Here is a 25,490-nt window from a genome sequence, read left to right as displayed (position 1 = left end):
GTCGTCACTACCCTTCCGTTGGCTGAGGTTCGAAGTCGATCTTCTCTCGGACTGCACAGTCCGGGCAGGTCCAGTCGTCGGGGACCTGATCCCAGGGCGTGCCGGCCGGAAAGCCCTCTCGGGGCGCACCCTTGGCTTCGTCGTAGGCGAAATCGCATCCGGGGCAACGGTATACGCTCACCGGGGCTCCCCGTACTTGGCCAGCACCCTTTCGCGCACCCGCGGATGGATGTTGACCCGGCCGAGGTCGCCGTCGTAGTGGGCGAGCACCCGGTGGTCCATCACTTTGCGCCACAGCGGCGGAAAGTAGGTCAGGCCGATCATCGACGCGTACCCGCTCGGCAGGTTCGGCGCGCCGTCCATGCTGCGCAGCGTCTGATACCGCCGCGTGGGGTTGGCGTGGTGATCGCTGTGTCGCTGGAGGTGGTACAGGAAGAGGTTGGTCACCAAATGGTCTGAGTTCCAGCTGTGTTGGGGCGCGCAGCGCTCGTACCGCCCGCTAGAGGTCTTCTGCCGGAGCAGACCGTAGTGCTCGAGGTAGTTCACTGTCTCCAACAGCGCGAAGCCGAACACCGCCGAGATCACCACGTAGGGAACGAGTGCGACGCCGAAGTAGGCGATCAGCGCGCCGTAGAGCACCACCGACATCGCCCAGGCGTTGAGCACGTCGTTGGACGGGTGCCAAGGGCTGCGGTCGAGCCTGCGCATCCGTTGGGCTTCGAGTTCCCAGGAGGACCTGAGGCTGCCCCACACGCTGCGCGGCAAGAACTCCCAGAACGTCTCGCCGAACCGGGCCGACGCCGGATCCTCGGGGGTGGCGACGCGAACGTGGTGCCCGCGGTTGTGCTCGATGAAGAAGTGGCCGTAGCAGGTCTGCGCCAGGGTGATCTTGCTCAGCCAGCGTTCCAGGGTGTCCTTCTTGTGGCCGAGTTCGTGGGCGGTGTTGATTCCGACGCCACCCATCATCCCGACCGACAGGGCCAGACCGATCTTCGCCGGCCAGCCGAGGGCTCCGTCGAAGCCGAGCCACCCGAGATCCGACGCCGTGAAGAGGTAGGCGCCCAGGATGACGGTGAGGTACTGGAAGGGGATGAAGCTGTAGGTGCAGTAGCGGTAATACTTGTCGTTCTCCAGCCGCTCCATGACGGCGTCGGGCGGGTTCTCCCCGTCGGGACCGAAGCGCCAATCCAGCAGCGGCAGCACGACGTAGACCAGGATCGGGCCGATCCAGAAGGGCACCTGGGCGGCTGCGTGCCACCCGAACTGGTTCAACCCCCACACCACCGGCAGCATCACCAGCACCGCCGTGGGCACGATCAGCCCCATCAGCCACAGATACCGCTTCTTGTCGCGCCATCGGTCGACGGGCGTCGTGCCGTCTGCGGATTCCACGTGGGTCGTCATCGCGTCACCTCCATGTGAGTGCCATCACCAAGTGAAGTTGACTATAGCCACGCATTTGTCCGGCGTCTAGACACAAGAACGTATTTTGTAAAGAGCCGCTAGGGCGCCGCCTCCATTGCATCGCGGCCGGCAAGCACCGACTTGCGGCGACCGTAGGCCAGATACACCGCCACGCCGACGACCATCCACACCGCAAAGCGAATCCAGGTCAACCCGGTGAGATTCACCATCAACCACACGCATGCCAGGATCGACAGGATCGGAAGCACCGGCACCCACGGAGCCCGGAAGCCGCGATGCAGGTCCGGCCGCGTCCGGCGCAACACGATCACCCCAGCCGACACCAGCACGAACGCGAACAACGTGCCCACGTTGACCATCTCCTCGAGACGGTCGATCGGGAAGACCGACGCCGCGAGCGCGACCACCACCCCGACGAGCACCGTGATGCGCACCGGCGTCCCGTGCGGTCCGGTCTTGGCCAGCTGGCGCGGCAGCAAACCGTCCCTGGCCATCGCGAACAGCACCCGAATCTGGCCCAGCAGCAACACCATCACGACGGTGGTCAGGCCTGCCAGCGCGCCGACGGAGATCACGGTCGCCGCCCAGTCGACGCCGTTCGCGCTGAACGCCGACGCCAAGTTGGCCTGACCGTCTGGTCCCGTCTTGAGGTCGGCATAGGACACCATCCCCGAGAGCACCACCGTCACCGCGACGTAGAGCAGCGTCACGATGCCCAGCGAGTACAGGATCCCGCGCGGCACGTCGCGCTGCGGGTCCTTCGTCTCCTCGGCCGTGGTGGCGACGATGTCGAAGCCGATGAACGCAAAGAACACGATCGAGGCACCGGCCAGCAGCCCGTACCAGCCGTAGGTGCTGCCCTCGGCACCGGTCAGCAACGAGAACACCGACTGGTCCAGGCCAGAGCCGGTCTCGCCGCCGGACTCCGCGGGCGGCAGGTAGGGCGAGTAGTTGGCCGCCTTGACGTAGAACGCCCCCACCATCACGACGAGCAGTACGACGGCGACCTTGACCGCGGTGATGACGGCGCTGACGTTGGACGACAGCTTGGTCCCCCGAGCCAGGAGCAGGCAGATCACCCCGATGATGAGCAGAGCGCCCCAGTCCAGGGTGACCGGACCCAGGTCGACGGTGCCGCCGGAGAAGCCGAACACCGTCCCCAGGTACGACGACCACCCCTTCGCCACCACCGCCCCCGCCACTGCGAACTCCAAGATCAGGTCCCAGCCGATGATCCACGCCGTGAACTCGCCAAAGGTGGCGTAGGAGAACGTATATGCGCTGCCCGCAACCGGAACCGTCGACGCGAACTCGGCGTAGCACAGGGCTGCCAGCCCGCAGGTGATCGCAGCGATGACGAAGGACACCGAGATGGCCGGGCCGGTCAGGTCCCCCGCCGTGGACGCGGTGATGGTGAAGATGCCGGCGCCGATGACGACGGAGACGCCGAAGACCGTGAGATCACGCCAGGTCAGATCCTTGCGGAGCCGCGTGTCCGGCTCGTCGGTGTCCGCGATCGACTGCTCGACGGATTTGATGCGCCATCGATCCGTCATCCTTTTTCACCCTTTCCGGTCGTGCTCCCGGCAACTTACCCATTACCGTCCAGGACATGGGCGAACACGCGATAGTCGTCGGAAGCAGCCTCGCCGGACTGTGCGCCGCCAGGGTGCTGTCGGACTTCTACGACCGGGTGACGCTCTACGAGCGCGACGAGCTTCCCGATGGGCCCGCCGATCGGACGGCGGTGCCGCAGGGCAAGCACGTGCACCTGCTGATGGCCCGGGGCGCCGCGGAATTCGAACGACTCTTTCCCGGGTTGCTCGACGACATGGTGGCCGCGGGGGTTCCGAAGCTGGAGAACCGACCGGACTGCATCCACTTCGGCGCTGCGGGCCACGTCCTGGGCACCAACACGACCCTCAAACGAGAGTTCACGGCCTACGTGCCGAGCCGGCCGCACCTGGAGTGGCAGATCCGCCAACGCGCGGTGGCCATCCCCAACGTCGAGTTGGTCCCCGGCCGGGTCGCCGAACTGCTCTACGACGTCGAAAGCGAACGGGTCACCGGCGTGCTGCTCGACGTGGGTGACGAGTCGACGCCCGTGCCCGCCGACCTCGTGGTCGACGCCACCGGTCGAGGCACCCGGCTGCCGGTCTGGCTCGAGCAGTGGGGCTTCGGCCGCCCGACCGAGGACACCGTCGACGTCGGCATCGACTACGCCACGCAGCGCGTACGCATTCCCGTCGACGCGTTGCAGGAGAAGGTCGTCGTCGCCGGTGCCACTCACGATCAGCCGGTCGGCTTGGGCATGCTGCTCTACGAGGACGGGCTCTGGAGCGCCACCACGTACGGCACCGGAAAGGTGCCGCCGCCGCAGAACTTCACCGAGATCTGCGATGCCGCCGACGCCCTGCTGCCGCCGCACCTCAGCGCCGCCCTGCGGGCCGGTGAACCCGTGGGCGACATGGCGTTTCACAAGTATCCCGCCAGCCGATGGCGCCGTTACGACCTGATGGAGCGGTTCCCCGCCGGGGTCATCCCGTTCGGTGACGCGGTGGTGAGCTTCAACCCGACGTACGGCCAGGGCATGACCATGACCTCCATCCAGGCGGGCAATCTCCAGACCGTGCTGAAGTCCGGGGATCCCGACCTCGCGGGGGCCCTGTCTCGAGCCACCAAGAAGACGACGTGGCCGGTGTGGACGATGAACGCGATCGGCGACGTGGCGCTGCACAACGCCACTGCCGAGGACGCGCCCTGGTGGTACTTGACCGTCGGAAATCTCTTCGAGCAGTTCCTGGGTGCGGCCGAGACCGACCCCGACCTGGCCGAGTGGTTCCTGCGCCGGTTCAGCTTGCTCGACAGTCTCTACATGATCCCCGACGCCAAGACCCTCGGCCGGACCGTCCGCCACAACATGGGGCTGCTGGCCGTCGAGAAGTTCGGCAAGGCAAGGACGTTCGTGCGGACGAGGAGGTCTAGGAGCTCACGGCGCGATCGAGATCCGGTTCCAAGTAGATGACCGTGGCCGCGGGAACCGCGGCCCGAATCGCTGCTTCTGCGGCGTCGATGGTGTTGGCCACCGTCACCAGGTCCGTACGGGGCTCGAGCGAGATCTTCGCCCCGACCAGCATGTCGTCGGGGCCCATGTACTGAGTCCTGAGGTGAATCACCCGGTCCACGTGGGCGGTCTGCTCCAGCGCCGTCCGAATCAGGCCGTCCTCCCGCGGCGTCGCGCCCTCCCCGATGAGCGCACTGTGCATCTCGACCATCAGGACGACGGCGATCACACCCAGGAGGGCGCCGATGAACAACGTGCCCACCCCGTCCCAGACCGGATTCTCGGTGAGGATCGTCAGGCCGACGCCGGCCAGCGCGAAGGCGAGGCCGATGAGCGCGCCGGTGTCCTCCAGCAGCACCACCGGCAGCTCGGGGTTGCGCGAGCTGCGGATGAAGTGCCACCAGGTGCCGTCACCCTTGATCGGCCGCGACTCGGTCATCGCGGTGCGAAAGCTGTACCCCTCCAGACAGATTGCCACGCCAAGGATCACGACGGCCACGACCGGGGACGTCAGCTCGTGGGGGTCGACGATCTTTTCGTAGCCCTCGTACATGGCGAAAGCGGAACCCAGGGAGAACAGCACCAGCGCCACGACGAACGAATAGAAGTAGCGGCTGCGGCCGTAGCCGAACTGGTGCAACGCATCCGGCTTCTTGCCGGCCTCGCGCTGACCTAGCAGCAGCAAGCCCTGATTGGAGGTGTCGGCCACCGAGTGCACGGCCTCGGCCAGCATCGACGAGCTGCCCGTGATGAGGAAGCCGACGAACTTGGCCGCCGCGATGCCCGCATTCGCCAACAGTGCGGCGACGATCGCACGCTTGCTTCCCGACGCCGACACGTCAGATGCCGACGGTCGCGCGGAACAGCGCCGCCGGTTGCTCGGCCACCAGCCGGATGGGCCCGTCGTCGGCGGCCACCCAGGCGGCGGAACCCCGTTCGAGGGTCAGCACGCTGGATTTCGCGTGGACCCGAACCGACCCCTCGGTGCAGAACAACACCTGGGGGCCGTCGTGCCGGGACGGGGCGTCGATCTCGTGTCCGAGATCCTCACCGTCGAGCCGCAACAGTGACACGGCGAACTCCGGAGCGGGCGTGTCGTAGACGATCTCGATGCCGTCGCGTGTAGACCGCGGCCGCAGTGCCGACTCGTCGGTGGGAGTGAAGTCCAGCACGCGCAGCAATTCGGGCACGTCCACGTGCTTGGGGGTCAGGCCACCGCGCAACACGTTGTCGGAGTTGGCCATCACCTCGAAGCCCAAGCCGTGCAGGTAGGCGTGCAGGTTGCCGGCGGGCAGGAAGATCGCCTCCCCCGGTTCGAGGCTGATCCGGTTCAGCAGCAGCGCGGCCAGCACTCCGGCATCCCCGGGGTACAGCTCGCCAAGCTGCAGGGCGGTCTTGGCCTCCCTGGCGAATTGCGTTGCCCCGGAACGCAAGTATGCGACCGCACCGTCCAGTACCTGGGGCACCAGCACGTCGAGGTCGGCCTGCGGCGCGGTGATCCACGTGGTGAACAAGGCCCGTAGCCCGTTGGCGTCCGCCTGGCCGGAGAGCAGGTTGACGAACGGATCGAGGTCGGCGACCGTCAACGCCCGCAGGAGCTCCACGCTCTGGGCCACCGGACGGAACCCCGCCAGCGCCTCGAAGGGGCCCAGCGCGACGAGCAGCTCGGGCTTGTGGCTCCGGTCGCGGTAGTTGCGAGTCGGCGCCGACACCGGAATGCGGAGCCGATCCTCCCTGCTGAAGCCCTCCGCGGCTTGATCGGCGCTCGGATGGGCTTGCAGCGAGAGTGGTTCCTCCGCGGCGAGCACCTTGGCCAGGAATGGCAACGCGTCTCCGAAGCGCTGGCGCGTGGCCGCGCCCAGCTGACCGTCGGGATCGTCGGTGATGGTGTCGAGCAGTGACCGCTCGCCGCCGTCGCCGGCCAGCCACGCCGGGTCACCGGGATGAGCTCCGAGCCACAGTTCGGCCTCCGGATGCGGCGTCGGACTGTGCCGCCCGGTGAATTCGGCGATGGCAGTGTGTGATCCCCACGCGTAGGTCCGCAGCGCTCCACGAAGAAGGTCCACCGGCTAACCCCGGGCCAATCGCAGATACACCGCGGCCATCTCGAAGCGCACGGCGAGCACGGCGAGTTGCTGCTCGCGCCGACCCGTGGGCCGCGGCAGTGCGCCGTCGGGCACGTCGTCGGCGCTCAGCACGTCGACGTCGTCGTAACCACTCAGCGAGGCCACCATCACGGGCCGCTCCTCGTCGGTCGCGAACACGATGGCCCGGACCCGGCGACCGAGCGGGCCGTCGATTTCGTCGTCGTGAAAGATCGACGACTCATAGGTGGTGGCGCCGTTGGTCAACCCTCGGCGAAGGGCCGCCATGGCGTCGGCCAGTCCCACCGCGGCCGCCGGTTGCTGGGCGACGCGAAGCAACGTCGAGCCCGCGTGCCGCGCGAGCGCCACGGTGGCCGATGTTCCGCCGGCCAGGACGACGTCGCGGTCGGTCATCCGCTCGGCGAGCGACTTGGCCGGGTTGGTGAAGACGTCACGGCTTGCGCTGTTGCGCAACGTCTCCGCGTCCAGCGCGTCGGCCAGCTCGGAGAGGTTCACACTCATCCCCGGCAGGACGACGTGAAGTACGGCCAACCCGACGGCGAGATAACGGACGAGCCCGAATTCGTCGGAGACCTGCAGCCGGGGTGCCAGCACGACCGCCTTGCCCGCCGCGACCTCGCGAAGCGGACCCTCGTCGGGCGCGGCCACGACGACCCTTGCGCCGCGACGGATTCCGCTGGCGGCGGACCCCACCAGCACCGGATCGGCGGCGTCGTCACCGGCGACGATCATCACGTCGAGGGCACCGATCCACGGCGGCACCTCCGATGCGACGACGATCGGGGCTCCCGTCGAGCCGCCGAGAGCTGCGGCGAGCATGTCGCCCGCCGCCTCGGCAGCACCGCGGGTGGCCACCCAGATGACGGTCCGCGGCGGATGACCGCCGGCCAGCGAGGCCAGGGCGCCCTCGTCCAATGCGGCGGCGGTCGCCCGCATCTGCGCACCCGCCATCGACGCCGCCCGCAGCAGACCCTCACGGTCAGCGGCGAGTAGCCCCTCGACGTCGTCGAGGTCGACGGTCGCGTGCGGCGCGCTCACCTCGCGGACCCACCTTCGGCAGTCTGCGCGGTGATCTGGGCGCCGATCTCGTCGACGAGGGCGGCGACGTCGTCGGCGGTCCTGGCCTCGACGTTGAGTCGCAGCAACGGTTCGGTGTTGGAGGTGCGCAGGTTGAACCAGGTGCCCTCGCCGAGGTCGACGGTCACACCGTCGAGATGGTCGATCGACACTGTGCGACTGCCGAATGCGGTCAGCACCGCGTCGACGCACGCGGGCGCGTCGGCCACGGTGAAGTTGATCTCGCCGGAGGCCTCGTACCGTTGGTAGTCGGCCATCATCTCCGACAGCGGACGATCCTGCTCGCCGAGGGCGGCTAGGACGTGCAGCGCCGCGAGCATGCCGGAATCGGCGCCCCAGAAGTCGCGGAAGTAGTAGTGCGCGGAGTGCTCGCCACCGAAGATCGCACCCGATTCGGCCATCAGCGCCTTGATGTAGGAGTGGCCGACGCGCGAGCGCAGCGCCGTGCCACCCCGTTCGACGATCAACTCGGGCACCGCCCGCGAGGTGATGAGGTTGTGGATGACGGTGGCGCCGATCTCGCGGCCCAGTTCCCGGCCTGCGACCAGAGCGGTCACCGCCGACGGCGAGACCGGCTGACCGCGTTCGTCGACGACGAAGCACCGGTCGGCATCCCCGTCGAAGGCCAGCCCGATGTCGGCGCCGGAGTCGACGACGTGGCGTTGCAGGTCGACGAGATTGGCCGGGTCGAGCGGGTTGGCCTCGTGGTTGGGGAACGTGCCGTCGAGCTCGAAGAACAACGGCGCCAACGTGATCGATTCCAGCGGCCCCAGGACGGCGGGAGTCGTGTGCCCACCCATGCCGTTGCCGGCGTCGACGGCGACCCGCAGTGGCCGCAGCGCCGAGATGTCGACCAGCGACCGCAGGAAGTGTCCGTAGTCGACGAGAACGTCGCGATCCTCGACCGTGCCGGCCGCGCCGTCGTAGCTGGGCACACCGTTGATCACCTCGTCGCTGATGGTGGTCAGGCCGCTGTCCTTGCCGACGGGCTTGGCGCCGGCGCGGCACAGTTTGATGCCGTTGTAGGCCGCGGGGTTGTGGCTCGCGGTGAACATCGCACCGGGGCAGTCGAGCAAGCCGGAGGCGAAGTAGAGCTGATCGGTCGACGCCAGTCCGATCCTGGTGACGTCGAGCCCCTGGGCGACCACGCCCTCGGCGAAGGCCGCGGCCAGCGCCGGCGAACTGTCGCGCATGTCGTAGCCAATGGCGACCCGGTCGGCCCCCTCGTCGCGCATCAGTCGGGCGAACGCACCGCCGACCTCGGCGACGAATGCCTCGTCGATTTCTTCGCCAACCAGCCCTCGCACGTCATACGCCTTGATGACGCGGTTGACAGCCGCAGCAGGCCTCGACATTGATCTCCTCGCGCAGGGGACTCTTTGAGCCAAGCCTATCGGCTCGGCAACCGTCGTGTCGGAGGGTCATGCCGGTAGGTCACGAGTGCTCCGGCAAAACGTTCGGCGGCGGGCACTGCGGGCGGCCCGAATCAGTCCAGTGGGTCCGGCAGCACGCGCAGGTGGCCGCGTTTGCGCCCATTCTGTTCGACGCGCTGGACCGGCGGGGCCATCAGCGCTTGACCGCGGACGCCGACGCCCGGATCGGAGAACCCGACCGGGGCGGTCGCCACGGCGTCCCTCCCCTCGCGCACCGCGTCGGCAAGTGCCACGAGGTCGTCGTCGTCGGTATGGGACGGCAGCGGACCCGCGTGCCTGACGAGTTCCCACCCGCGCGGCGCGGTGATGCGTCCGGCATGGATCACGCACAGATCCCAGGAGTGGGGCTCGGATGCGGTGGCCAGCGGTCCGACGACGGCGGTCGAGTCCTTGTAGACGAAGGTCAGCGTCGCCACGGCGTAGTGCGGGCACCCGGGCCTGCAGCAGCGACGGGGAACGTTCACGGACACGAGGCTATCGCGCGGGAACCTCTCGGGTAGGCGACACGCGCAGCACGCCGCGCGTCGATCTCCAACCGTTACGATCGCCGCATGGTGGACCGGCAGCCCTCACGTGGGCATCGCGGACGTCGGGAGATGCGGGGCCCGCTGCTTCCGCCGACCGTGCCGGGATGGCGTAGTCGGGCCGAGCGCTTCGACATGGCCGTGCTGGAGGCCTACGAACCCATCGAACGCCAGTGGCAGGAGCGGCTGGCGGCCCTGGACGTGGCCGTCGACGAAATTCCGCGTATCGCGCCCAAGGATCCCGACAACATTCAGTGGCCGCCGGAGGTCATCGCCGACGGCCCGATTGCGCTGGCGAGGTTGATACCTGCCGGTGTGGACGTGCGGGGCAACAGCACTCGCGCGCGAATCGTGCTGTTCCGCAAGCCGATCGAGCGACGGGCGAAGGACACCGTCGACCTGTCGGATCTGCTGCATGACGTGCTGGTGGCCCAGGTGGCCACCTACCTCGGCGTGGAGCCCTCCGTCATCGACCCGACGGTCGAGGACGACTGACGCTCGGTCGGCGCTGAATCAGATGATGCCGCGCTTGAGGCGACGACGCTCCCGCTCCGAGAGCCCGCCCCAGATGCCGAAGCGCTCGTCGTGGGCCAGCGCGTAGTCGAGGCACCGGTCCTTCACCTCGCAGCCGAGGCAGATCCGCTTGGCCTCGCGGGTCGAGCCACCCTTCTCGGGGAAGAATGCCTCGGGGTCGGTCTGCGCGCACAGTGCGCGTTCCTGCCATTGCTCGTCGTCGAGTTCCGGATCGCCGAATGCTCCCGCCGGATCGGGGACCACGCTCAACTGTGGACGGCCGATCACCCCACCCTGCGACGGCCCGGTATTGGTATGCGGTTCGCTGCCTACTGAGCCGAGCATCCGATTGTCGAACCGGATGACACGATCGAAATCAACGTGCTCATAAGACATCTTCCGCCTCCTCACCTGTCTTTGAATTGCCCTGCTTCAATCCCCACCACGCACCCTAGTGGCCCCAGTAATTCGAACAAGTGATCGAATCTCGGTCTGCGACACTGGAACCGGAAGCCAACCGGGAAATGACACTGATGTGATTAGACACGCGTTAGCTGCGGGGGTCAAGCGCAGGGGCGCGATTTCATACCATCCCGTTACCTAACGTCGGCGCGTCGGGCGCTTGGCGTGTCGCGAAAGTGACCAAGTCGGCCCCGTGATGAACCACGTTCGAGTTCGAGCGCCTAGTGTCGATCGATGTGAAGGTGACTGTTTTGGTGGGCGGCGTCGGGGGCGCCCGCTTCCTCCTTGGCGTTCAGCAGTACCTGGGTCTCGGCCAATTCGCGGGCACCGCAACGGGGCCCTCGGGTGATCATCGACTCACTGCGATCGTCAACGTGGGCGACGACGCATGGATGCACGGCGTGCGAATCTGCCCGGACCTCGACACCTGCATGTACACGTTAGGTGGAGGTATAGACCCCGAGCGGGGTTGGGGCCACGCCAATGAAACTTGGCATGCCAAGGAAGAACTCGCGGCCTACGGCGTGCAACCCGATTGGTTTGGTCTCGGCGACCGCGACCTCGCCACCCACCTGGTGCGCAGCCAGATGCTCCGGGCCGGGTACCCGCTGTCCGAGGTGACCGAGGCGCTGTGCGCTCGGTGGCAACCCGGCGCGCGGCTCTTGCCGGTCACCGACGACCGGAGCGAAACCCACGTCGTCGTCACCGATCCCGAACCGGGGGCCGACGTAGACGCCCGACGCGCCATCCATTTCCAGGAGTGGTGGGTGCGCTACCGGGCACAGATCCCGACCCATGACTTCGCCTTCATCGGCGCCGACAAGGCAACGGCGGCACCGGGAGTGCTCGAGGCCATCGCCGAGGCCGACGTCGTCTTCCTCGCCCCGTCCAATCCCGTCGTCAGCGTCGGCGCAATCCTCGCCGTCCCGGGAATCCGTGGCGCACTTCGGTCCACCCCCGCGCCGGTGATCGGCTACTCCCCCATCGTCGCGGGGCGAGCCCTGCGGGGCATGGCCGACGAATGCCTCACCGTCATCGGGGTCGAAACATCCTCGCAGGCCGTGGGTGCGCACTTCGGATCGCGGTCGGGCACGGGTCTGCTCGACGGGTGGCTCGTCGACGAGGGCGACACCGCGACGGTCGACGGCGTCGCCGTCCGCTCGGTGCCGCTGTTGATGACCGACCCACGGGCGACCGCCGAAATGGTGCGCCACGGCGTCGAACTCGCCGGCCTGGAGACGAGCTCGTGACGGACTCCGATCGGACCACCGAGCACGGAGCGGCCGCCGCCGTGGAAATCCTCCCCGTGCCAGGGCTCCCGGAGTTCCGGCCGGGAGACGACGTGGCCGCCGCGATCGCCGGGGCCGCGCCGTGGCTGCGCGACGACGACGTCGTCGTGGTCACCAGCAAGGTGCTCTCCAAGAGCGAGGGACGCATCGTCGCAGCACCCGCCGACCCCGAGGAGCGAGACGCGCTGCGGCGCAGGCTCGTCGACTCCGAGGCCGTCCGGGTGCTCGCCCGCAAGGGCAAGACCTTGATCACCGAGAACGCCATCGGCCTCATCCAGGCCGCGGCCGGCGTCGACGGCTCCAACGTCGACTCCGCCGAACTCGCGCTGCTGCCGGTCGATCCCGACGGCAGTGCCGCGCGTCTGCGCGACCGGCTCGCCGACCTCCTCGGCGTCACCGTGGGCATCGTCGTCACCGACACCATGGGACGAGCCTGGCGCAACGGGCAGACCGACGCCGCCATCGGCGCCGCGGGGCTGGCCGTGCTGCACGGCTACGGTGGCGCGCACGACGACTTCGGCAACGAGCTGGTGGTGACCGAGGTCGCCGTCGCCGACGAGATCGCCGCGGCGGCAGATCTGGTGAAGGGCAAGCTGACCAACATTCCCGTCGCCGTGGTGCGGGGGTTGACGTTGCGCGACGACGGCTCCGCCGGACGCAACCTCGTCCGCGCCGGTGAAGAGGATCTGTTCTGGCTCGGCACCGCGGAGGCCCTGGACGTGGGCCGCAAGCAAGCTCAGCTGCTGCGCCGATCCATCCGTACCTTCGACGCCCGCCCGGTCGACCCCACGGTGGTGGAAGCGGCTGTCGCCGAGGCGCTTACCGCCCCCGCGCCGCACCACACCCGGCCGGTGCGGTTCGTGTGGGTGCGCGACCGCCAGGTGCGGCTGCGGCTACTGGACGCGATGAGGGACCGGTGGCGCGCCGACCTCTTCGCCGACGGCCGACCCGCGGACGCCGTCGACCGACGGGTCGCCCGCGGCCAGATCCTCTACGACGCACCGGAGCTCGTCATTCCCTTCATGGTGCCCGACGGAGCTCACGATTACCCGGACGCCGCCAGGACTGCCGCCGAGACGACCATGTTCACGGTCGCCGCCGGAGCGGCGATTCAGGCCCTGCTCGTCGCGCTGGCGGTCCGCGAGGTCGGAAGCTGTTGGATTGGTTCGACGATCTTCGCCGCCGACCTCGCGCGCGAGGTGCTGGAGCTCCCCGGAGACTGGCATCCGTTGGGGGCCATCGCCATCGGGCATCCTGTCGAGCCGCTGGCGCCGCGCGGACCCGTGCCGACCGAGGGTCTCCTGATCATCCGATGAGCGTGCACGCATCCGTCGTCGACGTACTGAACCGTTGGCAGCCAAGCGATCCCGCTCAAGACTCCCTACGCCACGCCGTCTTGGCCTTCGTCCTGGCCAGAGACGATGCGTGTCGCCGGGACTGCGCCCCTGGTCACATCACGGCCTCGACCCTGCTGCTCGACCACACCGGCACCCGCACGCTGCTGACCCTGCACCCGCGGATCGGTCGCTGGGTGCAGCTCGGTGGTCATTGCGAGGAGTCCGATGCCGACATCGCCGCCGCGGCCGCTCGCGAGGCGCACGAAGAGTCCGGGATCGCCGGGTTGACCGTCTCGGAATTGCCCGTCGCCCTGCACGTGCATGCCCTGACGTGTTCGCTGGGCACCCCGACGCGGCACCTGGACCTGCAGTTCGTGGCCCGGGCGGCACCGGGCGACCACGCCGCCATCAGCGAGGAATCCCTGGACCTGCGGTGGTGGCCGATGGACGCCCTTCCCGATGGCGTCGACTTCGGCCTGCAGCAGTTGGTGCGCGCGGCTCAGACGTCCGTCGAGTAGCGGATGCCACCGTCGGGAATCCGAACCCCCGGCCACACCCGCGCACCGCGCAGCAGTTCGCATCGCGCCCCGATGTCGGCACCGTCGCCGATCACGCCGTCACGGATCAGTGCCCTCGGGCCGATCCGGGCGCCGAACCCGATGATCGAACGCTCGACGACCGATCCGGCCTCGATCTTCGCTCCGTCGAAGACGACCGCGCCGTCGAGTCGTGCGCCGGGGCCGATCTCGGCGCCCCGGCCGATCACCGTTCCGCCGATCAGGAGCGCGCCCGGCGCCACGGAGGCGCCGTCGTGCACGAGTTCCTCACCGCGGTGACCCTTCAACGCAGGTGAGGGCGCGATGCCCCGAACCAGGTCGGCCGAGCCCCGCACGAAGTCGTCGGGCGTCCCCATGTCGCGCCAGTAGGTGGCGTCGACGTATCCGCACACCTTGAGTCCGTCGGACAGCAGCGTCGGGAACACCTCCCGCTCGACCGACACCTCCCGGTCGGTCGGGATGCGGTCGATCACCGACCGTTTGAACACATAGCAGCCCGCGTTGATCTGGTCGGTCGGCGGATCCTGGGTCTTCTCGAGGAACGCCGTCACGACCCCGTCGGAATCGGTTGGCACACAACCGAAGGCACGCGGATCGCCGACGCGCACCAGGTGCAGCGTCAAGTCGGCGTCGCTATCGTGGTGGCTGTTGAGCAGGGCGTTGAGGTCGGCTCCGGAGAGCACGTCGCCGTTGAACACCAGAGCCGTGTCATAGCGCAGCTTCGAGGCCACGTTGGCGATGCCGCCGCCGGTGCCCCTCGGCTCGTCCTCCACCACGTAGTCGATCTGGAGACCGAGCTTGGACCCGTCGCCGAACTCGTTTTCGAACACCTGGGCCTTGTACGACGTGCCCAACACGACATGTTGGATGCCCGCCGCCGCGATGCGCGACAACAGGTGGGTCAGGAAGGGCAACCCCGCCGTGGGCAGCATCGGTTTGGGGGCCGACAACGTCAGCGGGCGCAAGCGGGTGCCCTGCCCCCCGACGAGCACGACCGCGTCGACCTCTGCCGGATTGACCGAATTTCCCATTTCCAGCCCCCACCTGTTCATCGTCGTCTGGTCTTGCGCCGAGAGTTGCCGACCACCAGTCCGGCCCGGGCGGCCAGGGCCGCCCGGATGACCCACCGAAGCGGAGCCTGCCACCGGCGGGAATGCCGGTCGGCCAGGAAAGTGTAGGTGCTTTCGTGGTGGGCGGCCAAGTTGCGGGCGGGGTCGCGGCCCGTCGAGTGCCCCTTGTCGTGGAGCACCTCCGCCGAGGGCACGTAGACGTTCTGCCAACCCGCCGCGGCGAGACGATCTCCGAGGTCAACGTCCTCCATGTACATGAAGTAACGCTCGTCGAAGCCGCCGATCGCGTCGAAGGCCTCCCGGCGCAGCAGCAGACACGAGCCCGACAACCAGCCGACGGGACGTTCGCTGGGCTCCAATCGCTCCTGGCGGTAGGCGGCCGTCCACGGATTCGACTTCCAGATGGGACCCACCACGGCGTGCATGCCGCCGCGGACCAAACTCGGCTGATGCCGAGCCGACGGGTAGACCGAGCCGTCGGGATCGCGAATGAGGGGGCCCAGCGATCCTGCCCGCGGCCACCGGCGAGCTGCCTCCAGGAGGACGTCGATGCTCCCCGGGCCCCACACCACGTCGGGATTGGCGACGACGAAGAATTCCGGATCACCGGCTCCGACGGGGTTCGCGGGGTTCGTGATGTAGTCGCGCACCGCCAGGTTGACCGCCGAGCCGTAGCCGAGATTGGCGCCGGTGTGCAGCAGCCGGGCGTCGGGGTACTGCGCGATCGCGGCCTCCGGTGACCCGTCGGTGGATCCGTTGTCGGCCATCACCACGGTGACCCGGCGCTCCGTGGCATGCCCCAACGAGGCGAGGAATCGGTCGAGGTGCGGCCCCGGGGAATAGGTCACCGTCACCACGATCAGACCCGGCGTCACGGCGTCGAGGGTAGCGGGCCGTCCGAGAGCGCCGCGGCCAGCGCGTCGCGCCACGGCCGCAGCGGCGCCAATCCGGCGGCGGCGGACTGCTCGGACCCCAGCGCCGAAAACCTCGGGCGGGGAGCGGGGCGGGGGTGTTGGTCCGACCCGACGGGCTTGACCCGACCTGGATCGGCACCCAGCAACTCGAAGACCGCTTGGGCCTGGTCGAACCGGCTGACCGCGCCCTGGTTGGCGGCGTGCAGCACCGACTCCTCGATCGGCCCGTCGGCCACCTGCAGCAGGGCGTCGACCAAGTCGCCGACATAGGTTGGCGAACCGATCTGGTCGGCCACGACGTCGACGGTCCCGTCCCCGGCGGCCTTCGTGCGCATGACGGAGACGAAGTCCTTGCCGCCGTCGGTCCCGGCGTAGATCCAGGCCGTGCGGACGACGTGTGCGGTCGGCATCGCCGACAACACCTCGAATTCGCCCTCGAGCTTGGTGCGGCCGTAGACGCTCACCGGCCCGGTCGGGTCGTCGATCTCGTAGGGACGCGGCGGCGCTGCGCCGAAGTCGCCGCTGAACACGTAGTCGGTCGAGACGTGGATCAGCTCGGCTCCGGCCCTGGCACAGGCGTGCGCAACGTTCGCGGCACCGGCGGCGTTGACGGCTTGGGCGCTTGCCTCGTCGGCCTCCGCGTCGTCGACCCTGGTGAAGGCGGCGCAGTTGACCACTACGTCGCCGGCGGCGACGTGGCGTTCCGGCGCCGAGGGGTCGGTGATGTCGCACTGGGCCGAGGTCAGGGCCAGTACTTCGCGGCCTCGACGGCGCGCCTCGACGGCCAGCCACTGACCGACCAAGCCCCCGCCCCCCGTGATCACCAAACGCTCAGACATGTCTGGAGAGTCTGGCACGCCGACCCGCGTTACCCGGTCTTCGGGCGACTCGCCAGTAGCCTGGGCTGATGCCAGGTCGCCTCTCTCGCATCGTTGCCGTGGTCGCGGCAGCGGTGATCGTCGTCGGCACCGGTGTGGCCTGGGGCAAGATCCGGTCGTTCGAGAACGGAATCAACCACGTGTCGTCGGCGGCGCTGGGTGGCGGCGGCGAGGACGGGGCCATCGACATCCTGTTGGTCGGCATGGACAGCCGAACCGACGCTCACGGCAACCCGCTCTCGGCCGAGGAGCTGGCCACGCTGCGGGCCGGCGACGACGTCTCGACCAACACCGACACGATCATCCTGGTCCGCATTCCCAACAACGGGCAGTCGGCCACGGCCATCTCGATTCCGCGCGACTCCTACGTAGAGGCCCCCGGTGACCTCGGCAAGACCAAGATCAACGGTGTCTTCGGCCAGGTCAAGCTCGAGAAGATGAAGCAACTCGTCGAACAGCAGGGCGAGGATCCCGCCGTTGCCGAACCCAAGGCCACCGAGGCCGGCCGAGAAGCCCTCATCGAGACCGTCGCGAAGCTGACGGGAGTGACCGTCGACCACTACGCCGAGATCGGGCTGCTTGGGTTCGCGCTCATCACCGACGCCCTCGGCGGCGTGAACGTATGCCTCAAGGACGCGGTCTACGAACCACTTTCGGGTGCCGACTTCCCGGCGGGCCCGCAGAAGCTCGACGGACCGCAGGCGTTGAGCTTCGTCCGACAACGTCACGATCTCCCCCGAGGTGACCTCGACCGGGTGACGCGTCAGCAGGCCGTGATGGCAGCCCTTGCCCACCAGGTCATCTCGAGCAAGACGCTGTCGAGTCCCGCCACCCTCAACCGGCTGCAGGACGCCGTGCAGCGCTCGGTGGTGCTGTCCGAGGGGTGGGACATCATGGACTTCGTCACCCAGATGCAGAAGCTGGCCGGCGGCAAGGTCGCGTTCGCCACCATTCCCGTTCTCCAGGAAGACGGTTGGAGTGACGACGGCATGCAGAGCGTCGTGCGCGTCGACCCCACTCAGGTACAGGACTTCGTCACCGGTCTGCTGCACGACCAGGCCGAGGGCAAGACCGAGGTGCTCGCCTACTCACCGAGCAAGACCACCGCGGACGTCGTGAACGACTCCGACATCAACGGCCTGGCCGCCTCGGTCTCCGAAGTGCTCACCGGCAAGGGGTTCGCCGCGGGCAACGTGGGCAACAACGAGTCCGACCGCGTGGCGAGCAGCCAGATTCGCGCTGCCAAGGTCGACGACCTTGGTGCGCAGGCGGTGTCCAAGGAACTGGGCAACTTGCCCGTCGTCGAGGACCCGTCGATGGCCGCTGGCACGGTGAAGGTCGTGTTGGCCAGTGACTACACCGGCCCCGGGTCCGGGCTCGGCAACGAGGTCGCCAGCGGTGATGCCACGGCCTCGACCGTCGACCAGGCCGCCGCGACGGCCACCGACGCACCCCTGCCCGCACCGCCAATCATCACCGCGGGCTCCGACGGACCGGAGTGCGTGAGCTGACGAATCTTGGCTCGGCGGTGCTGGATCCGCTCTTGGCCCTCCCCTCCGCACCCCGCATCACCTACTACGACGACGCCACCGGAGAGCGCATCGAGCTCTCGACGGTGACCCTGGCCAATTGGGCGGCCAAGACCGGCAACCTGTTGCGCGACGAGCTCGGCGTCGGCGCAGGGAGCCGGGTGGCGGTACTGCTGCCCGCCCACTGGCAGACCCTTGGCGTGATGTTGGGCATCTGGTTCGTCGGCGCGGAAGTCGTTCTCGGAGCAGACGATTGCGACGTCGCCTGCTGTACCGTCGACCGCCTGGACGAGGCCGACGCCGCCGTCGCACCGACCGGAGAGGTGGTCGCATTCTCGCTCGACGCCTTTGGCCGCCCGGTGGACGACCTGCCGTTCGCCATCACCGATTACGCCACCTCGGTGCGCGCCCACGGTGACCAGATCGTCCCCGAACGTCAACCCGGCCCGGCGCTCGACGGACGCTCGGTCGACGAAGTGCTTTCTGCCGCAACCGCTTCGGCCACCGCACGCGGCCTGAGCGCGGCGAGCCGGGCGCTGTCGTCGTCGCGCTGGGACACCGCCGAGGCCGTCGTCGACCGTGTGCTGGCAGTGCTGGTCTCCGGCGGATCCCTGGTTCAGGTCGCCCATCCCGACGCCGAGTCGCAGACTCGTCGCCGGGACGCCGAGAAGGTCACCGTAGAGCTGGACTAAGTCAGCGGAGCAGGGCGCGCGACATCACCACGCGTTGAATCTGGTTGGTGCCCTCGTAGATCTGGGTGATCTTGGCATCGCGCATGTACCGCTCCACCGGGAAGTCGACGGTGTAGCCATACCCGCCGAACAGCTGGACGGCGTTGGTCGTGACCTCCATCGCCACGTCGGAGGCGTAGCACTTGGCCGCCGAGGAGATGAAGCCCAAGTTGGGCTCGCCCCGCTCCGCGCGCGCTGCTGCGGTGTACACCATCAGCCGGGCGGCTTCGATCTTCATCGCCATGTCGGCGAGCATGAACTGGGTGTTCTGGAAGTCGCTGATGGACTTCCCGAACTGCTTGCGCTCCTTGGTGTAAGCGATCGACGCCTCCAGCGCACCCTGCGCGATGCCGACGGCCTGCGCACCGATGGTCGGCCGGGTGTGGTCCAGCGTCGCCAGCGCGGTCTTGAAACCGGTGCCGGGTTCACCGATGATCCGATCGCCCGGAATGCGGCAGTCCTCGAAGTACAGGTCCGTCGTCGGCGAACCCTTGATGCCCATCTTGCGTTCCTTGGCTCCGACGGTGAACCCGGGGTCGTCGGCGTGCACCACGAACGCGGAGATGCCGTTGGCACCCTTGTCCGGGTCGGTCACCGCCATCACGGTGTACCAGGTCGACTTGCCGCCGTTGGAGATCCAGCACTTGGACCCGTTGAGCACCCAGTCGTCCCCATCGGCCTTGGCCCGGGTCCGCATCGCCGCGGCGTCACTGCCAGCCTCGCGCTCGGACAGCGCGTAGGACGCGGTGGCCTCACCCGAACCGATCGAGGGCAGGACCTTCTGCTTCAACTCCTCCGAGCCCTTCAACAGCATGCCCATGGTGCCGAGCTTGTTGCAGATCGGGATCAGCGACGACGAGGCGCACACCCTGGCCACTTCCTCGATGACGATGCACGCCGCAACGGAGTCGCCGCCCTGGCCGCCGTACTCCTCCGGAATGTGGATCGCCGAGAACCCCGACGAGTTCAGCGCCTTGAGCGCCTCGTCGGTGTAGCGGGCCTTCTCGTCGACGTCGGCCGCGTACGGCGCAATCTCCTTGTCGCACAGGTCCCGCAGGATCTTGCGCATCTCGACGTGCTCATCGGACAACTGAAAGACGTCGAAGGACGGGTTACCAACGGACATGTGCCACTCCTCGCTACTCGCCGGTAACTTTACCGTGCCGCGTCAGGTTCCCAGGAGCCGGTCGCGCAACGCCGCGTCCTTCTGCAGCACCATCTCCTCCAGACCAGCCTGGAAGGCGGTCATCCGATCGCGCAGAGCTTCGTCGGAGGCGCCAAGGATGCGTACCGCCAGCAGACCGGCGTTTCGGGCACCGCCGATCGACACCGTCGCCACGGGCACGCCGGCCGGCATCTGCACGATCGACAACAGCGAGTCAAGGCCGTCGAGACGGGCCAAGGGCACCGGAACGCCGATCACCGGAAGCGGAGTCGCCGCGGCCACCATGCCGGGCAAATGGGCTGCACCGCCGGCCCCGGCGATGACGACCTGGATCCCCCGGCCGGCGGCGCCCTTGGCGTACTCGAGCATCCGGCCGGGCGTGCGGTGCGCCGACACCACGCCGACCTCGAAGGGCACCTCGAACTCGACCAGGGCGGTGACGGCGTCCTCCATCACCGTCCAGTCGCTGTCGCTGCCCATGATCACGCCGACTCGTGGCGACACGCTATGCGCCATGTTCATCCCATCCGTCCGTCCACTCGCCATGCGAAAGCCAGTGCGCCGCTCGCACCGCCCGCTCCCGAACCTCCGCGACGTACGCCGCGTCGTCGACCGAACCACCCGCAGCGCCCAGCACGTTGACGTGGCCGATCTTGCGCCCCGGTCGTTCCGACTTTCCGTACAGGTGCACCTTGGCCTCGGGCAACCGCGCGAAGAGGTGGTGGAGGCGCTCGTCCATGCCCATCTCGGGCGCGTGAGCGGCGCCCAGCACGTTGGCCATCACGGTGACCGGCGCGATCGGCGCGGTGGCACCGAGGGGGTAGTCGAGAACTGCCCGGAGGTGCTGCTCGAACTGGCTGGTGACGGCGCCGTTCATCGTCCAGTGGCCGGTGTTGTGTGGCCGCATCGCCAGCTCGTTCACCAGCAGCGTGCCGTCGACGGTCTCGAAGAGCTCGACCGCCAGGACGCCCACCACTCCGAGTTCGCCGGCCAGCCGCAATCCGAGCTGCTCGGCGGCGCCGCGCAGGTCGTCGTCCAGATTGGGCGCCGGGGCGATCACCTCGACGCAGATGCCGTCGCGCTGCACGGACTGGACGACCGGCCACGCCGCACCCTGCCCAAACGGCGAGCGAGCCACCAGCGCCGACAGCTCCCGGCGCATGTCGACCCGCTCCTCGAGCAGCACCGCCGTGCCGTCGGCCAGATAACGCTCAGTCACCGCGCGAGCCTCGGCCAGGTCGGCGGCCAGCGTGACCCCGCGACCGTCGTACCCGCCTCGTGCGGTCTTCACCACGATCGGTCCGTCGATCCGCGCCGCGAAGGCGTCGACGTCGGACGGTTCGGCGACCTCGGCGAAACGAGGAATCGGCGCCCCAAGTTCCTCGAGGCGGCGGCGCATCACGACCTTGTCCTGCGCGTGGATCAACGCCTGCGGGGGCGGCGCAACGTTCACCCCGGCGTCCACCAGGGCCGCCAGGAGCTCGGTCGGGACGTGTTCGTGGTCGAAGGTCAGCGCCGCCGCCCCCTCGGCCACTCGGGCCAGTGCGTCGGCGTCGGTGTGGGCGCCGATCACGACGTCCGGACTCACCTGTGCCGCGGGATCCTCTGGTGACGCGGCCAGCACGCGCAAGGTCTGGCCCAGGGCAATCGCGGCCTGGTGGGTCATTCTGGCCAGCTGTCCGCCACCGATCATGGCTACGACGGGGGGTGCACTCACGGGCCCTATGTTGTCACGGTCCGCACGACTGGCCGCACCCGTCGCGACCTGCACGGCTACGCGTACTATGTCGAGTTTCCGTAGACTGCGCAATCGTGCCCTTCACCGATGCCACCATTGCGCGCCTGCCGCGAGCGATTCGGCCCTTTGCGGAGCGGCATCACGAGCTCATCAAGTTCGCGATCGTGGGCGGAACCACGTTCGTCATCGACTCGGCGATCTTCTTCACGCTCAAGCTGACGATCCTGGAGCCGAAGCCCGTCACCGCCAAGATCATCTCGGGCGTCGTGGCCGTGATCGCGTCCTACATCCTCAATCGGGAATGGAGTTTCCGCGACCGCGGTGGACGGGAGCGGCACCACGAGGCCCTGCTGTTCTTCGGGGTCAGCGCCGTCGGCGTGCTGCTGAGCATGGCGCCGCTGTGGGTGAGCAGCTACGTGCTCGAGTTGCGCGTTCCGACGGTCAGTTTGGCCATGGAGAACGTCGCCGACTTCATCTCCGCGTACGTCATCGGCAACCTGCTGCAGATGGCGTTCCGGTTCTGGGCCTTTCGGCGCTGGGTGTTTCCGGACGAGTTCGGTCGCAACCCGGACAAGGCCGTCGAGGCGGCCATCACCGCAGGCGGCATCGCCGAAGCGCTGGAGGACGAGGCCGAGCAGGCACACACCCGCAGCACGGTCACCCCGCTTCGCGGCCGCCGCGCGCGCCGAGCCGGTCAGCTCGGGAACTCCTCCGAACCGAGGGTGTCGAAGACTTCGTGATACAGCAGTGAGTGAACCTGCTCTACGCGCGGAATGTCGTGGAATTCCAGGGGATCTTGCGACGCTGACTCGATGATCAGCGTGCCCGTGCGCAGCATCCGGTCCGCGAGGCCGTGACGAAACTCGACGCTGTTGATCCGGGCCAGCGGAATATCGATACCGGAGCGGGTCATGACACCGTGGCGAAACATCACCCGGCGGTCGGTGATGACGAAATGCGTTGCGCGCCAATTGGACACGGGCCAGAGCACCAACCATCCAACCAGGATGAGCCAGATCACGGCGATGACGATCATGACGATGTTCTTAGCCATCTGCTCCCACGCCATGTGGTTGACCACGCCGAGACCGAATGCCGCGACCGCGGTCGCCAGCAGCAACACGAACACCGGTCCGATCAGCCGCTTCCAATGCGGATGACGGTGCAGCACGACACGTTCGTCGCCGGCCAGCACGTTGTCGGGATATCCCACGCCAGGACTCTACCCAGCTAGACGGGCCGAAGATGCACGATGTCGCCAGCGGAGACGACCGTGACACCCTCGCCCGTGTCGATGCGCAACCGGCCCTGATCGTCGACTGACACCGCCGTGCCGACCACCTCGAGGTCACCCGGCAGCGTCGCCCGCACGCGCGCGGAAACGGTCAAGCTCTTGGCGAGGTAGTCGTCGACCAGGCCGGAATCCGCCCCACCTGCGGCGGTCAGTGCGTCGACGCGCCGTTGCAATTGCCGCAGCACGGCCACGACGAGTGCGCCACGATCGGGATCGTCGGCGAGGAGCACCCTCAGCGACGTCGCCGTGGGCTCGGGGAGTTCGTCGGCGCCGAGCGAGACGTTCACGCCGATGCCTACGACGATCACCGCGGCCGGGGAGGCGACCTCGGCGAGGATGCCGGCCAGCTTGCGACCGTCGCCCACCGAGAGCACGTCGTTGGGCCACTTCAGCCCCACGTCGATCCCCGCCACGTCGGCGACGGCGTCGACCACGGCCAACCCGGTGATGAGCGGCACCCACCCCCACGCCGCGGCGGGCAAGCCCTTGGTCGGCACGCCGACGGACATGCTGATTTGCGCGCGAGGCACCGCCGACCACACGCGACCGTTACGCCCGCGCCCCGTGGTCTGGTGTTCGGCAAGCAGGACGGAACCGGCGACGTCCTCCCCCGCCGCAGCGCGCGCAATGAGATCGGCGTTGGTCGAGCCGGTCTCGGCCACCACGTCGAGTCGCCGCCAGAGTGACCCCTGATGGACGACCAAACTGCTCAGCAAATCACGGTCGAGCGGCGGTCGCTTCTGGTGTTCGGACACGAGAGAGCACCCTACTCGTGGGGAAACCTGGCATTCCAGTTCGCCGGGGCACTGACGTGATTGCCGTCACCCCACGTGGCGAAGAGTGAGCCGGTGGTTGCTGGTCAGTACGCGCCGGATCCGGTCGCCACGGTTCGCACCGTCTTGACCGCGATCAGCACGTCGTTGGTGATCGACCAGTTCTCGATGTAGGAGAGATCCAACCGGACCGAGTCTTCCCATGACAGGTCCGACCGGCCGCTCACCTGCCACAACCCGGTGATACCCGGAAGGACCAACAGACGACGGCGAACCTGCTCGTTGTAGGTGTCCACCTCGCGGCGCAGCGGCGGCCGTGGCCCCACCACGCTCATGTCTCGATGCAACACGTTGAAGAACTGTGGTAGCTCGTCGATGCTGTACTTCCGAAGAAGCCGGCCTACTCCGGTGATCCGAGGATCTTCCTTGATCTTGAACAGAACCCCGCCGATGCTGTCGTTGGCCGCACTCAGGAGGTCGACCTGCTTGTCGGCCCCGTCGACCATCGTGCGGAACTTGATCATCTGGAATGGCTTGCCGTTGAGGCCGATGCGTTCCGAGCGGTAGAACACCGGTCCCTTGCTGGTCAGCTTGATCGCAAGCGCGCAGGCGACCATGACCGGAAGCGCAACCACGAGGGCACTGATCGACACGAAGTAGTCGAAGGCCAGCTTTTGAATCCTCTTGGTGCCGCTGTATTGCGGCTTCTCGACGTGAATCAACGGAAGACCTGCGACGGGACGCATCGTCAGACGAGGCCCGGCGACGTCGACGACGCCAGGGGTGACGACGAGATCGACGCCCAAGTCGTGGAGGTCCCAGGAGAGTTCGCGCACGCCCTCCGGCCCGAGGTGGTCGGTCGTGGTGAGCGCAACCGTATCGGTGTTGGTCTTCAGGATTGCGTCGTGAACCTCGGTTTGGTCGCCGAGCACCGGGAACGCGCCGACTCCCGGGACCTCGAAGGTGTTACCGGTGCTCCCGCCGGTGAGGCATACGCCGATCACCGAGTAGCCGTAGCCCCAGCCCCTGGCCAGGGACTGCACGAGGCTACGAACGGCCCGTGCGTCGCCCACGGCGACCACCGTGATGAGGCACCGGCCGCGCCTGCGTTGCCGAGCCAAGAACAGCCGGCAGACGTTGCGTCCGACCACCAGAGCCAACAGCCCGAGGGGAAAGGCGACCGCGAGGTATCCGCGTGCGTACTCGGGGCGGAAGATCATCAGCGCGACGGCCACCACGCCGATCGTGGCGAGCGTGGCGGACACGACGCGGCGGTATTCCTCGACGCCGGCGCCGACGATGCGAGTCGACCGCGTGCGGTAGGCCGACAGGAGGGACAGCCAGATTCCCGCGATCAAGACGGACAGGACCGAGAAGTAGATCGACGCGGGGTCGAGTGCGGTGATGGGCCGCCCCAGTTTGACCATCTGAGCACACGCGAGCGCTGCGACCACCACCACGACGTCGGCAGCGACGAGGAGGCGGACGTACTTGTCCTGCCAACCTCGGCCCATGCCGGATCCGGCTGCTGCAGCGAACGGCGTCTGGGCGGGAGCGGAGACATCTCTCGTCACGGACACGGGTTGCTACACCTCCTGTTTGCTGTCAGCAC

26 protein-coding genes are annotated in these 25,490 nt (G+C 68.1%); 8 read left to right on the top strand and 18 right to left on the bottom strand.

What is annotated here, in order from left to right; genetic code table 11:
- Positions 1–7: 7 nt before the first annotated feature.
- The 3 genes from H7K45_RS15910 to H7K45_RS15900 form a co-directional block, all read right to left on the bottom strand.
- Positions 8–181 carry a rubredoxin gene (locus H7K45_RS15910; RefSeq protein WP_263996754.1) on the bottom strand — a complete coding sequence of 58 codons (174 nt, stop codon included), beginning with the start codon at positions 179–181 and terminating at the stop codon, positions 8–10.
- Positions 178–1,404: an alkane 1-monooxygenase gene (locus tag H7K45_RS15905; protein ID WP_263996753.1), complete on the bottom strand. Its 1,227-nt coding sequence runs from the start codon at positions 1,402–1,404 to the stop codon at positions 178–180. Before H7K45_RS15905 ends, H7K45_RS15910 begins: the two co-directional genes overlap by 4 nt.
- A gap of 98 nt (positions 1,405–1,502) precedes the next feature.
- Positions 1,503–2,981 (bottom strand): APC family permease, encoded by a 1,479-nt coding sequence (locus H7K45_RS15900; RefSeq protein ID WP_263996752.1) that lies wholly within the window; start codon positions 2,979–2,981, stop codon positions 1,503–1,505.
- Between the two features lie 56 nt (positions 2,982–3,037).
- Here H7K45_RS15900 and H7K45_RS15895 point away from each other — a divergent pair, with 56 nt between their 5' ends.
- Positions 3,038–4,450, top strand: coding sequence for an FAD-dependent oxidoreductase (locus tag H7K45_RS15895; RefSeq protein ID WP_263996751.1), 1,413 nt, complete (start codon positions 3,038–3,040; stop codon positions 4,448–4,450).
- Here the strand turns inward: H7K45_RS15895 and H7K45_RS15890 are convergent.
- The 5 genes from H7K45_RS15890 to H7K45_RS15870 form a co-directional block, all read right to left on the bottom strand.
- Positions 4,407–5,327 carry a cation diffusion facilitator family transporter gene (locus tag H7K45_RS15890; protein WP_263996750.1) on the bottom strand — a complete coding sequence of 307 codons (921 nt, stop codon included), beginning with the start codon at positions 5,325–5,327 and terminating at the stop codon, positions 4,407–4,409. The genes H7K45_RS15895 and H7K45_RS15890 overlap by 44 nt on opposite strands.
- A gap of 1 nt (position 5,328) precedes the next feature.
- Positions 5,329–6,555: a mannose-6-phosphate isomerase, class I gene (manA, locus tag H7K45_RS15885; protein ID WP_263996749.1), complete on the bottom strand. Its 1,227-nt coding sequence runs from the start codon at positions 6,553–6,555 to the stop codon at positions 5,329–5,331.
- 3 nt (positions 6,556–6,558) lie between these two features.
- Positions 6,559–7,632 carry a TobH protein gene (locus tag H7K45_RS15880; RefSeq protein ID WP_263996748.1) on the bottom strand — a complete coding sequence of 358 codons (1,074 nt, stop codon included), beginning with the start codon at positions 7,630–7,632 and terminating at the stop codon, positions 6,559–6,561.
- A complete protein-coding gene (locus tag H7K45_RS15875) occupies positions 7,629–9,026 on the bottom strand; it encodes a phosphomannomutase/phosphoglucomutase (protein ID WP_263996747.1) in 1,398 nt (465 codons plus the stop codon). Before H7K45_RS15875 ends, H7K45_RS15880 begins: the two co-directional genes overlap by 4 nt.
- A 131-nt stretch (positions 9,027–9,157) precedes the next feature.
- Complete coding sequence (locus H7K45_RS15870; protein WP_263996746.1) at positions 9,158–9,568, bottom strand: DUF3499 domain-containing protein; 411 nt, start codon at positions 9,566–9,568, stop codon at positions 9,158–9,160.
- 132 nt (positions 9,569–9,700) lie between these two features.
- Here H7K45_RS15870 and H7K45_RS15865 point away from each other — a divergent pair, with 132 nt between their 5' ends.
- A complete protein-coding gene (locus tag H7K45_RS15865) occupies positions 9,701–10,123 on the top strand; it encodes a metallopeptidase family protein (RefSeq protein WP_263997036.1) in 423 nt (140 codons plus the stop codon).
- 18 nt (positions 10,124–10,141) lie between these two features.
- Here H7K45_RS15865 and H7K45_RS15860 read toward each other — a convergent pair whose 3' ends face one another.
- Positions 10,142–10,411 (bottom strand): WhiB family transcriptional regulator, encoded by a 270-nt coding sequence (locus tag H7K45_RS15860; RefSeq protein ID WP_263997035.1) that lies wholly within the window; start codon positions 10,409–10,411, stop codon positions 10,142–10,144.
- Positions 10,412–10,839: 428 nt separating this feature from the next.
- Between H7K45_RS15860 and cofD the strand changes: the two genes are divergently transcribed.
- The 3 genes from cofD to H7K45_RS15845 are packed head-to-tail and all read left to right on the top strand — an operon-like array spanning position 10,840 to position 13,747.
- Complete coding sequence (gene cofD, locus H7K45_RS15855; RefSeq protein WP_263996745.1) at positions 10,840–11,853, top strand: 2-phospho-L-lactate transferase; 1,014 nt, start codon at positions 10,840–10,842, stop codon at positions 11,851–11,853.
- Entirely contained in the window at positions 11,850–13,208 is a 1,359-nt protein-coding gene (locus H7K45_RS15850) for a coenzyme F420-0:L-glutamate ligase (protein WP_263996744.1), read from the top strand. The genes cofD and H7K45_RS15850 overlap by 4 nt, the downstream gene beginning before the upstream one ends.
- Positions 13,205–13,747: an NUDIX domain-containing protein gene (locus H7K45_RS15845; RefSeq protein ID WP_263996743.1), complete on the top strand. Its 543-nt coding sequence runs from the start codon at positions 13,205–13,207 to the stop codon at positions 13,745–13,747. Before H7K45_RS15850 ends, H7K45_RS15845 begins: the two co-directional genes overlap by 4 nt.
- On the opposite strand, the gene manB is transcribed toward H7K45_RS15845, so the two are convergent.
- From manB to rfbD, 3 genes are read right to left on the bottom strand one after another with little or no spacing between them, the layout of a single operon-like run.
- Positions 13,729–14,817, bottom strand: a complete 1,089-nt coding sequence (manB, locus tag H7K45_RS15840; RefSeq protein WP_263996742.1) for a mannose-1-phosphate guanylyltransferase — start codon at positions 14,815–14,817, stop codon at positions 13,729–13,731. The genes H7K45_RS15845 and manB overlap by 19 nt on opposite strands.
- A 17-nt stretch (positions 14,818–14,834) precedes the next feature.
- A complete protein-coding gene (locus H7K45_RS15835) occupies positions 14,835–15,731 on the bottom strand; it encodes a glycosyltransferase family 2 protein (protein WP_263996741.1) in 897 nt (298 codons plus the stop codon).
- Positions 15,728–16,609, bottom strand: a complete 882-nt coding sequence (rfbD, locus tag H7K45_RS15830; RefSeq protein ID WP_263996740.1) for a dTDP-4-dehydrorhamnose reductase — start codon at positions 16,607–16,609, stop codon at positions 15,728–15,730. Before rfbD ends, H7K45_RS15835 begins: the two co-directional genes overlap by 4 nt.
- A gap of 68 nt (positions 16,610–16,677) precedes the next feature.
- Here rfbD and H7K45_RS15825 point away from each other — a divergent pair, with 68 nt between their 5' ends.
- Positions 16,678–18,159: an LCP family protein gene (locus H7K45_RS15825; RefSeq protein WP_263996739.1), complete on the top strand. Its 1,482-nt coding sequence runs from the start codon at positions 16,678–16,680 to the stop codon at positions 18,157–18,159.
- Positions 18,147–18,869, top strand: a complete 723-nt coding sequence (locus H7K45_RS15820) for a TIGR03089 family protein (RefSeq protein ID WP_372512554.1) — start codon at positions 18,147–18,149, stop codon at positions 18,867–18,869. The genes H7K45_RS15825 and H7K45_RS15820 overlap by 13 nt, the downstream gene beginning before the upstream one ends.
- A gap of 1 nt (position 18,870) precedes the next feature.
- On the opposite strand, the gene H7K45_RS15815 is transcribed toward H7K45_RS15820, so the two are convergent.
- From H7K45_RS15815 to H7K45_RS15805, 3 genes are read right to left on the bottom strand one after another with little or no spacing between them, the layout of a single operon-like run.
- Positions 18,871–20,034, bottom strand: coding sequence for an acyl-CoA dehydrogenase (locus H7K45_RS15815; RefSeq protein ID WP_263996738.1), 1,164 nt, complete (start codon positions 20,032–20,034; stop codon positions 18,871–18,873).
- A gap of 42 nt (positions 20,035–20,076) precedes the next feature.
- On the bottom strand, positions 20,077–20,589 hold the full coding sequence (gene purE, locus H7K45_RS15810) for a 5-(carboxyamino)imidazole ribonucleotide mutase (RefSeq protein WP_263996737.1): 513 nt from the start codon (positions 20,587–20,589) through the stop codon (positions 20,077–20,079).
- A complete protein-coding gene (locus tag H7K45_RS15805; RefSeq protein WP_263997033.1) occupies positions 20,579–21,766 on the bottom strand; it encodes a 5-(carboxyamino)imidazole ribonucleotide synthase in 1,188 nt (395 codons plus the stop codon). The genes purE and H7K45_RS15805 overlap by 11 nt, the downstream gene beginning before the upstream one ends.
- Before the next feature lie 119 nt (positions 21,767–21,885).
- Here H7K45_RS15805 and H7K45_RS15800 point away from each other — a divergent pair, with 119 nt between their 5' ends.
- On the top strand, positions 21,886–22,551 hold the full coding sequence (locus tag H7K45_RS15800; protein ID WP_263996736.1) for a GtrA family protein: 666 nt from the start codon (positions 21,886–21,888) through the stop codon (positions 22,549–22,551).
- Here H7K45_RS15800 and H7K45_RS15795 read toward each other — a convergent pair.
- The 3 genes from H7K45_RS15795 to H7K45_RS15785 form a co-directional block, all read right to left on the bottom strand.
- Positions 22,506–23,024, bottom strand: a complete 519-nt coding sequence (locus H7K45_RS15795) for a PH domain-containing protein (protein WP_263996735.1) — start codon at positions 23,022–23,024, stop codon at positions 22,506–22,508. The two genes, H7K45_RS15800 and H7K45_RS15795, sit on opposite strands and share 46 nt — an antisense overlap.
- Before the next feature lie 17 nt (positions 23,025–23,041).
- On the bottom strand, positions 23,042–23,860 hold the full coding sequence (locus H7K45_RS15790; RefSeq protein WP_372512553.1) for a biotin--[acetyl-CoA-carboxylase] ligase: 819 nt from the start codon (positions 23,858–23,860) through the stop codon (positions 23,042–23,044).
- 104 nt (positions 23,861–23,964) lie between these two features.
- The gene (locus H7K45_RS15785; protein ID WP_276070154.1) at positions 23,965–25,392 is read right to left on the bottom strand and encodes a sugar transferase; all 1,428 of its coding nucleotides are present in this window, start codon (positions 25,390–25,392) and stop codon (positions 23,965–23,967) included.
- Positions 25,393–25,490: the final 98 nt, after the last annotated feature.

It is taken from the genome of Mycobacterium yunnanensis (assembly GCF_025823185.1).
GTDB lineage: Bacteria > Actinomycetota > Actinomycetes > Mycobacteriales > Mycobacteriaceae > Mycobacterium > Mycobacterium yunnanensis.
Note: the sequence above shows the minus strand (reverse complement) of the source record. Positions and strands in the feature narration are given on the sequence as shown.

Coding starts and splice junctions, on each gene's coding strand:
- H7K45_RS15905 (WP_263996753.1), bottom strand. CDS start 1,404: ATGACGACCCACGTGGAATCCGCAGACGGCACGACGCCCGTCGACCGA.
- H7K45_RS15815 (WP_263996738.1), bottom strand. CDS start 20,034: ATGTCCGTTGGTAACCCGTCCTTCGACGTCTTTCAGTTGTCCGATGAG.
- H7K45_RS15875 (WP_263996747.1), bottom strand. CDS start 9,026: ATGTCGAGGCCTGCTGCGGCTGTCAACCGCGTCATCAAGGCGTATGAC.
- H7K45_RS15865 (WP_263997036.1), top strand. CDS start 9,701: ATGCGGGGCCCGCTGCTTCCGCCGACCGTGCCGGGATGGCGTAGTCGG.
- H7K45_RS15895 (WP_263996751.1), top strand. CDS start 3,038: ATGGGCGAACACGCGATAGTCGTCGGAAGCAGCCTCGCCGGACTGTGC.
- H7K45_RS15845 (WP_263996743.1), top strand. CDS start 13,205: ATGAGCGTGCACGCATCCGTCGTCGACGTACTGAACCGTTGGCAGCCA.
- H7K45_RS15805 (WP_263997033.1), bottom strand. CDS start 21,766: ATGATCGGTGGCGGACAGCTGGCCAGAATGACCCACCAGGCCGCGATT.
- H7K45_RS15785 (WP_276070154.1), bottom strand. CDS start 25,392: ATGGGCCGAGGTTGGCAGGACAAGTACGTCCGCCTCCTCGTCGCTGCC.
- H7K45_RS15825 (WP_263996739.1), top strand. CDS start 16,678: ATGCCAGGTCGCCTCTCTCGCATCGTTGCCGTGGTCGCGGCAGCGGTG.
- rfbD (WP_263996740.1), bottom strand. CDS start 16,609: ATGTCTGAGCGTTTGGTGATCACGGGGGGCGGGGGCTTGGTCGGTCAG.
- purE (WP_263996737.1), bottom strand. CDS start 20,589: ATGGCGCATAGCGTGTCGCCACGAGTCGGCGTGATCATGGGCAGCGAC.
- H7K45_RS15900 (WP_263996752.1), bottom strand. CDS start 2,981: ATGACGGATCGATGGCGCATCAAATCCGTCGAGCAGTCGATCGCGGAC.
- manB (WP_263996742.1), bottom strand. CDS start 14,817: ATGGGAAATTCGGTCAATCCGGCAGAGGTCGACGCGGTCGTGCTCGTC.